Below are 7,553 nucleotides of genomic sequence, written 5' to 3'. Positions count from 1 at the left end.
TCCCAGTGGGAGCATATGGCGGACTCAATGAAAACGTAGAGCCCTTCATCATCCGTGACGAGGAATTCAGGGTGGAATTAGATCCGGCGGAGACCAACGTGTTTATGGAGAGCTATTCCGAAGCAAACGGCCACGCCTACCAGGGGTGGGCACACGACTATGGAGCGGGTAAAGTTATCGTGTACATCCCGGGCCATGATCGGTATTCGCTATCGGCTCCGATGGTGCGTCAGAGTATTTCGAATATCCTGAATTATTTAAGCGAGTAAGCCTATTTTTAATGCTGAGCTGGGTGCTTGATGTTCGATATAGCCGATCCAAAGAGCCAATGAAATGAAAACAGTCTTGTCTGATAACTGGAGCGCGTGTCTTGTTGCACTGTTTTGTATAGCAATATGGAACGGTGAAATACAAGCGCAGCCATTTACAATGACCTGGCTCGATATAGGTGAAGTGCATAGCCGGTTCTCTGAAGGCGGTGCGCATATTGAGCTTGAGACGCAAAATCGAAGTATGGAATGGCCAGCTATTCTCCGGCACTCTGGGCACTACAGGGGCAAAGCATACTGGGTTGGCGTGAAAGAATGGACCGATGAACGTGGTGGCAAATGGCCCTATCGCGTTGTTCGGTCGGGCCCTCGAACGCACACAAATACAGTGATTCCTGTAACCACCCGACTTGTGGCGAAATTCCCGTATACAACTGTACTGGTTGATGGCTTGGTATCACAAAAAAATCCTGTCGTAGTGGATGCGGTTGATCCTGAATTGCCGGCAGACAGGATGCTGTACCACAAGTATCGCACGATACTCGGCCTTGAAACGGAGCGCTGGGTGTATGCCTACGCGCATGAAACGCATGACGACTTCCATATTGTCCGCCGGAGGATGGTAAATAATGGAAATACAGACGGAGATGACGAGATCGAACTGCCAGGACAAACACTTAACGACGTATTGTTTTTTAATGCCTACCGATGGGTAGGGCGTACACAGGCTGCATGGGTCAGTTCAGCAGCATCTGCCTGGGGGAAGTTCGGGATGATTGATGTTGTGGGTGATGGGCATCAGGAATATCCGGTAGACTTTACTGCCATTTATCAATGGATCGGGTTCGATCCGCATTTTGCTTCGGTAAACTGGGATCATCTTGGGAGTCCGATGATCAATGCGAACCAATGGACAACAGCTGGTGATACCACCGGGCGGCTGGCTGGGATGTCGATGCAAGGTCGTGTCGTTTTGCATGCGGATGAGTCACCTTCGGATCGAACGTATAATCCTGCAAATCAGCCCCATGCGATCGGTTGGCTGAACAATGATGAACGCTTGACGACTGATGGTGAATCAGAACATGATTATTATGAGCTAGGTATCCTCACACGGCAAAACCCAGTATTTTACTCAGGAGGGTCTTTGCGCAATTACCCACATTTTGCAGATCTTGTTGAGCCTGATGGTGAATTTTGGGATCCTGTGTATGATGCATCCAGAGGTATAGCTGGCGGTTTTGCTGCCACTATGGCGTATGGTCCGTATCAGATGGCGTTTGGTGATACCGTTAATATTGTAGAGGCGGAAGGGGCTGCCGGCTTGAGCTATCGTGCAGCAAAAGTGGTAGGTGAAGCGTTTAAAAATAGTGGGTTCGACGATGATCTACGGATTACTTTTGATGCAAATGGCAATGGTATCATCAACGAGACGCCGTGGGATTATAGTGTGTACAAAAACGGCGGCGAATCGCTGATAAAAAACCAGTGGTACCTGACGGCGCGCGATTCTCTTTTCCAGATGATGTACCGTGCCCGCGATGTATGGGACGCCAGCAATGGATTTACTCAGTATCCTGTCCTTGAACCGCCGAAGCCACCTGTGCAATTTGAAGTGAAGAGTGGGCCTGAAGACATTAGCATGTCTTGGGTAATCATACCTGGCACTGAGGATCCGGTCCAGTGGGAAGTTTATCGTGTGAGTGATTACGTAGATAACTTGCCGTACGCGCTTCTGGCGACTTTGCCTGGTACTGCAAGAAGCTATGTGGACACCGATGTCGTTCGAGGCAAGGATTACTATTTCTATGTACAGGCGGTAGGGCCTGAAAACCCAGTGGACGAACGCAGTATCGCAGGTACTCCGGGAGGCAGGCCGCTGAGGAGTGGTCGTTACTATACGCAAACTTACGCGCCAGCATCCCTGTTGCGCCGGCCTGGTGCGCAGGTTGGCGATTTTGCAATTGTCCCGAATCCCGTTAACCTGTCTTCAGACCAAAGCGTGCGGTTTGTCCCCAATGGAGATCCAACGCGGGCGCGTGTGGAATTCCTCGACATCCCGGGGAATTGCACGATCTCGATCTATACCGAGGTAGGCGAGTTGGTGAAGCGCATCGAACACACTACCGGTGGCGGCAATGCGTCATGGGACCTGTTGACGAGTAGTCGTCAGTCCATAGTAAGTGGGGTGTATTTGGTACGGGTTGAGAATAAAGAAACGGGTGCAGCAGCCAGCAAGAAATTGGTGGTGATCAAGTAGCCGGCGCAGGACCACGTTAAATACAAATGCTTACCTGCAAGCAGTTGTGTTGGGCCGTAACGATAGCTAAATATAAATACATCAGTTGATCACTGGTCAGTCTCGGGTAAAATCCTCTGAAATTCAGCTACTCAATAAAAAACTGCCACTATTAATTATTGTAACTGATATCTCGATAATAGGAAGATATCACATTATGTAACTGGGCGATTCTGATAATGAATCTATGCGCTACCATATCCCTTAAAAGACTGAGTAATTTCCTGTCTGTACTACTTCTTGCATGGAGTTGTCTGAGCGTGCAGGTACTGGCGCAATCCAGTCATCAATCCCTGCAAACAGTAGAAGCCGTTCGCAGCTTGTCTGCTGAAGAGGCAAGTCAAGGGCATCGCGTGGAACTGGAGGCAGTGATTACCTATTGCTGGAATAATCAGTCCCCAAACTGCTTTATCCAGGATGGCACAGGAGGTATTTTTGTAAATAGCCTGCCCCGGTATCTGGCACCCGGTACACACATCCGGCTTGATGGGGAGACAGTACAGGGGTGGTTTGCACCCGATATCAAAGCCGGCGCTGAGATAACGGTGCTGGGCAAAAAGCCACTGCCGGCGCCGTCCGCAGCATCGCCACACTATTTATTGACAGGGAAAGAAGATGCGTTGTGGGTAGAGGTCGAAGGGGTGGTACGGTCAGCTGAAGTGGTCACAGACATTGATACTGGTTTCGAGCTGAAACTGGATAGTTATGGGAACAAAGTTGTTGTGCAAATCAATGATAGCACCCGTGTGCTGCCTGAGAATCTGACCGGTGCGTTTGTCAAAATTCAGGGCGTAGGTGGGGGTGTTTTTAACATCGAAAAGCAATTTGTAGGACTTACGCTGCTGGTGCCCTCCATTGAATTCCTGCAAGTCATCAAGCCCGGTCACGCCAACGCATTCGACCAGGTCCCCAGGGAAGATATCAGCAACGTGTTCACCTTTTCTCTTAAGCGCGCAGAAGGCGAATATACACGCATCAGCGGTGTTGTGACGTATGTTAGCCCCACAGATGATTTCACGGTTAAAGATGGGTCGGGCTCCATTGATGTTATTGGACGACACCCAGGGCGGGTGCAACTGTATGACAGTGTTGACGTGATTGGATTCCCTTCGATTTCAAATACGTACCCCGCTATTGAAGATGCTTCGATTCAGAATTATGGGACGATTGACAATCCGCCTTTACCAGTGCCGCTTGATACCCTGTCTGCTACGTCCAATTTTTCGCTGGTCCAGCTAGAAGCGCAACTTAATGAAGTGGTCCGGATTGACAGTACAACCATCTACAATCTTAACATGGGCCCGTACAGATTTGATGCATACCTGCATGGCGAAGCCTCGGCTGCACCAAGAGTAGGCAGCTTACTGTCGCTTACCGGAGTGATTAAGGTCCATTACGATCAAAGATTTGAAAAGCCTCCAGAGATTAATGCGTTTGAGCTTCGATTGCGCAAAGCGGGTGATGTTGTAGTACTCACAGAAGGGTCCTGGTGGACGGAAGCGCATACGCGTTGGGTAATTATGGGGCTTGTGTGTCTGGTCCTACTGGGTGCGACCTGGACGGTTATGCTCAAATTGCGTATTGATGCGCAAACGCAGACGATCCGCGGGCAATTAAAAGAGGTGGAATTACTGAAGGAGGAAGCGATTCGCGCCAACCAGGCAAAGAGTACATTTCTGGCTTCGATGAGCCACGAAATCCGTACGCCGTTGAATGGTGTGATTGGATTCACCAGCCTGATGAGGGATACCAAACTGGACGATGAGCAGCGTGCATTTCTGGGTACTATCCAGACGAGCGGTGAGGCGCTGCTGGGGATAATAAATGACGTGCTGGATTTTTCGAAGATAGAAGCCGGCAAACTGAACCTCGAATTGAAGCCCTTTGCGTTAAGGGCTTGCGTCGGGGAAGCCGTCGATATTCTTTCGCAACAGGCGCGCGCAAAAGGCTTATTGCTTACCGCTTCCATCGATCCGTCGGTACCGGAAACGATCGTTGGTGATATCACCCGATTGCGTCAGGTATTCATCAACCTGCTCAGCAATGCCATCAAGTTTACGGAACGCGGGTACGTACGTGTGACTGTGCGCAGCACTTCGCTCAAAACACCCGGTATGCATCGCATTCAATGCGCGGTGCAAGACAGCGGTATTGGCATTTCGAAAGAGAAGCAGAAAGCGATATTCAGCTCCTTTACCCAGGCAGATTCATCGACAACACGGCGTTTTGGCGGGACCGGACTTGGGCTGGCAATAAGCCGGCGGCTTGCGGAACTGATGGGTGGTTCGATAGCCGTGGAAAGCGTTGAAGGGGAAGGAGCTACGTTCACCTTTGACATAGTGTGCGCAGCGCTGGAGCCGGCTGCTGAAGCCAATTTCAAGGCTGAGCAGCGGGTGGCGATTGTAGAGGGGAACCGGATCAGCCAGAAAATTTTCCTGAAGCTTTTTGAGGCGTTGGATTGTGAGGCTGAGCTGTTTGATTCGGTAGCAGCGTTGCGCAGTGCGGTTAGTCGGTTTGACCTGGTGTTTGTAGATCTGGAGCTAACAGAGGGCGACGCATTCGAGACAAAAGAAACAGTCCATGCCATCCTCGGCTACGAATCACGCATTGTGGCGATGTCGATGGACGATACGGAGGAGCTACGCGTTGCCTGCAAGGAAGCCGGCATGCACGGGTTTTTGCAAAAGCCGGTGAGTCGGGATGCGGTAGTAGAGGTGCTGGGGACCGTGGGGGTAGTGTGAAATGAAAAAGCGATGATGAAGCTTGGTTCATCACCGCCTGTTCAGTACCCGGGGTGGGACTCGAACCCACACGACATTGCTGCCACCAGATTTTGAGTCTAGCGCGTCTACCTTGGAAATATTGGACTTGCACCAAATCCATCTTTGATCATCTGAATCTCATTTCTCTACATTTTTATAGCGCACGCTAACAATCGAGCTAACACTAATTTTGTGGGCTATGCTTTCCGCTTGTCTCCACAAATCACGGGAGTCAATCTGGTAACACGAGAAAGATAGTCTTTTCCCTAGATGTCTAAGAATTGGATGGTTGGTAGAATTTCATTCAAGACTTCGGCTTCAATCTCCTCACGTTTTTCTGGGTCTATCGTAGAGCCGCTAAATTTTATCCAGTAGCTCTTTTTGTTTCGATCTGAGAAAAAGTTGAATACCGTATTGGGGGGATCGACTTGACCTGGGTCTTGAGAAGTGGATCGGAATCCTGCGTCAGCATCAAACGGAATTTCAGACAAGCTCAATTGATTGAATTCCAGGTTGTTGTAATACGTTGACAGTCCTGTACAAGAAGGGGTAGCACTACATGCTTCTAGTTTATCACGCTGGCGACTATAGGAGAATGAATATGCGACACGAATTGTGAGGAAGTAGTGAAACCAATTTTCTGGTCTAAAATCGTCGGGATGCTTTATATCCGCAAACGACTCAGGAAACGTTACATTCGAATACCGATAAACGTATTCTGCGCTGGTCAACTTATCAGGCTGTTCTATTCCATCTTCTAATATATACTGAATTGATTCAGGATAGTTATCTAATCGATCACCCTGCGTTCTTCGGCTTACCTTTATCTTCTCCCATCGATCCGGGATCTCCAGAGACAGTCCTAATTCATTGATCTTACTGACTTTGCCTTCGGCAACGACGCCATATTCATGAGGCCGAAGGTAATCTTCCTCAAGCTCACAAGACATTACAAATACTGGGATGAGCAAAAGCGCTGGCATCACAAGCTGGCGAATTGAACGATGTAATTGCTTATGGTCTGCCACAAAATCTGACATCACCTTAATCCTCTGCTTAAGAATCGACTTCGGTGCAATCATGGATACAGTATGAGGTGCCGCCGATCCAGAACTAAACCGCATTAACAGCCGGGCATAGTCCCCGGGAGGCATTACAGATTGATTGAGGATTTCGTTATCGCATGAAAGCTCTCTAAACGTCTTTGATTGATTCTCCAGAAATAAGACAAAAGGATGATAGACATATAAGGCCCTTATAAATCGTGTGATTATCCCATTGAAATAATCATTCCTCCGCACGTGGATCAGTTCATGGTAGAGTGTCGGTTTTAAAGTCTCAGGTTCGTTAATAATCTCTTCTGGAATTATAATTATTGGTCGCCAGAACCCAAATGTTGCGGGTGCCATACCCCGGGGACTATACATCAAGCGTATGCTTCTTTTTATCCCTTGCAATTCTTTGATGTGTCGTAAAGCAGTCAGCGCACTAGCGTCTTCGACTGGCCTTAACTCTAGCCGCATTACCCGTAAGCAGAACAGCTTGGCAGATAGGGTCAACAGTCCATAAACACTCACCACGGCAAAAAAGGTGGTTATTATACCAACGATCGTATTTCCATTTATCGGAGCTGGTTGTGCAGGAACATTGGCTTTTGATGGAATACTTTTTATTACGGGAGCTTCCATGTAGGCAGGAATTGTCATGCCTATGTTATCAACGGGCTCAATTAGTAGCGACGAGACTTGCCGGTTCACTGTAATATTGGTTAGTCCATCTTCAAGCATCGGCATCATCACAAAACCAAGAGGCAGTGAAATGAGCAATGCTGTCGTTGCAAGGTACTGAATGACAGGTCTCCTTCTCCCAAGCTTTTTTGCAATCATAAAAAGTGGAAATGCCCCCAAAGTCCACACACCTACTGGCGCCCAAAAATACGATATGCTTAGTTCGCCTAGCCAGGAAAAGAAAGGAATTATTTCCATCATTCAGCCTCATCATCTTTGGTTTGATTCGCATCCATTTTCTCTATCAAAAGAAGAATCTCGCGCCTATCTTCTCTAGACAATGCTTCGTGTTTTACCAGCGATTCAACCAGATCAAGCGAGGACCCGTTAAATACTTTGTCAAGGATGCTTGATAATAGATTAAATTTTACCTCATGAGGGGCTCTTGCTGTTTTGTAGATATAGGCTTTCCCTTCTTGAGTGAATTCGAGATACC

General features: G+C 48.4%; 5 protein-coding genes. 3 read left to right on the top strand and 2 right to left on the bottom strand.

Annotated features, from left to right (window positions below):
* From AAF564_24595 to AAF564_24585, 3 genes are all read left to right on the top strand, one after another.
* The coding region (locus AAF564_24595; GenBank protein MEM8488749.1) for a hypothetical protein at window positions 1-269 on the top strand (269 nt) is incomplete at its 5' end.
* A gap of 64 nt (window positions 270-333) precedes the next feature.
* The gene (locus tag AAF564_24590) at window positions 334-2,529 is read left to right on the top strand and encodes a hypothetical protein (GenBank protein ID MEM8488748.1); all 2,196 of its coding nucleotides are present in this window, start codon (window positions 334-336) and stop codon (window positions 2,527-2,529) included.
* A 218-nt stretch (window positions 2,530-2,747) separates the two neighbouring features.
* Window positions 2,748-5,309, top strand: a complete 2,562-nt coding sequence (locus AAF564_24585; protein MEM8488747.1) for an ATP-binding protein — start codon at window positions 2,748-2,750, stop codon at window positions 5,307-5,309.
* Between the two features lie 287 nt (window positions 5,310-5,596).
* Here the strand turns inward: AAF564_24585 and AAF564_24580 are convergent, their stop codons facing one another.
* Entirely contained in the window at window positions 5,597-7,318 is a 1,722-nt protein-coding gene (locus tag AAF564_24580; GenBank protein MEM8488746.1) for a M56 family metallopeptidase, read from the bottom strand.
* The coding region (locus AAF564_24575; GenBank protein MEM8488745.1) for a BlaI/MecI/CopY family transcriptional regulator at window positions 7,315-7,553 on the bottom strand (239 nt) is incomplete at its 5' end. The genes AAF564_24575 and AAF564_24580, both read right to left, overlap by 4 nt.

Source organism: Bacteroidota bacterium, assembly GCA_039111535.1.
Taxonomy (GTDB): Bacteria; Bacteroidota; Rhodothermia; order Rhodothermales; family JAHQVL01; genus JBCCIM01.
Note: the sequence above shows the minus strand (reverse complement) of the source record. Positions and strands in the feature narration are given on the sequence as shown.

Excerpts from the sequence above, each read along its gene's own strand:
- AAF564_24590 (MEM8488748.1), top strand. The coding sequence starts at position 334 with ATGAAAACAGTCTTGTCTGATAACTGGAGCGCGTGTCTTGTTGCACTG.
- AAF564_24585 (MEM8488747.1), top strand. The coding sequence starts at position 2,748 with ATGAATCTATGCGCTACCATATCCCTTAAAAGACTGAGTAATTTCCTG.
- AAF564_24580 (MEM8488746.1), bottom strand. The coding sequence starts at position 7,318 with ATGATGGAAATAATTCCTTTCTTTTCCTGGCTAGGCGAACTAAGCATA.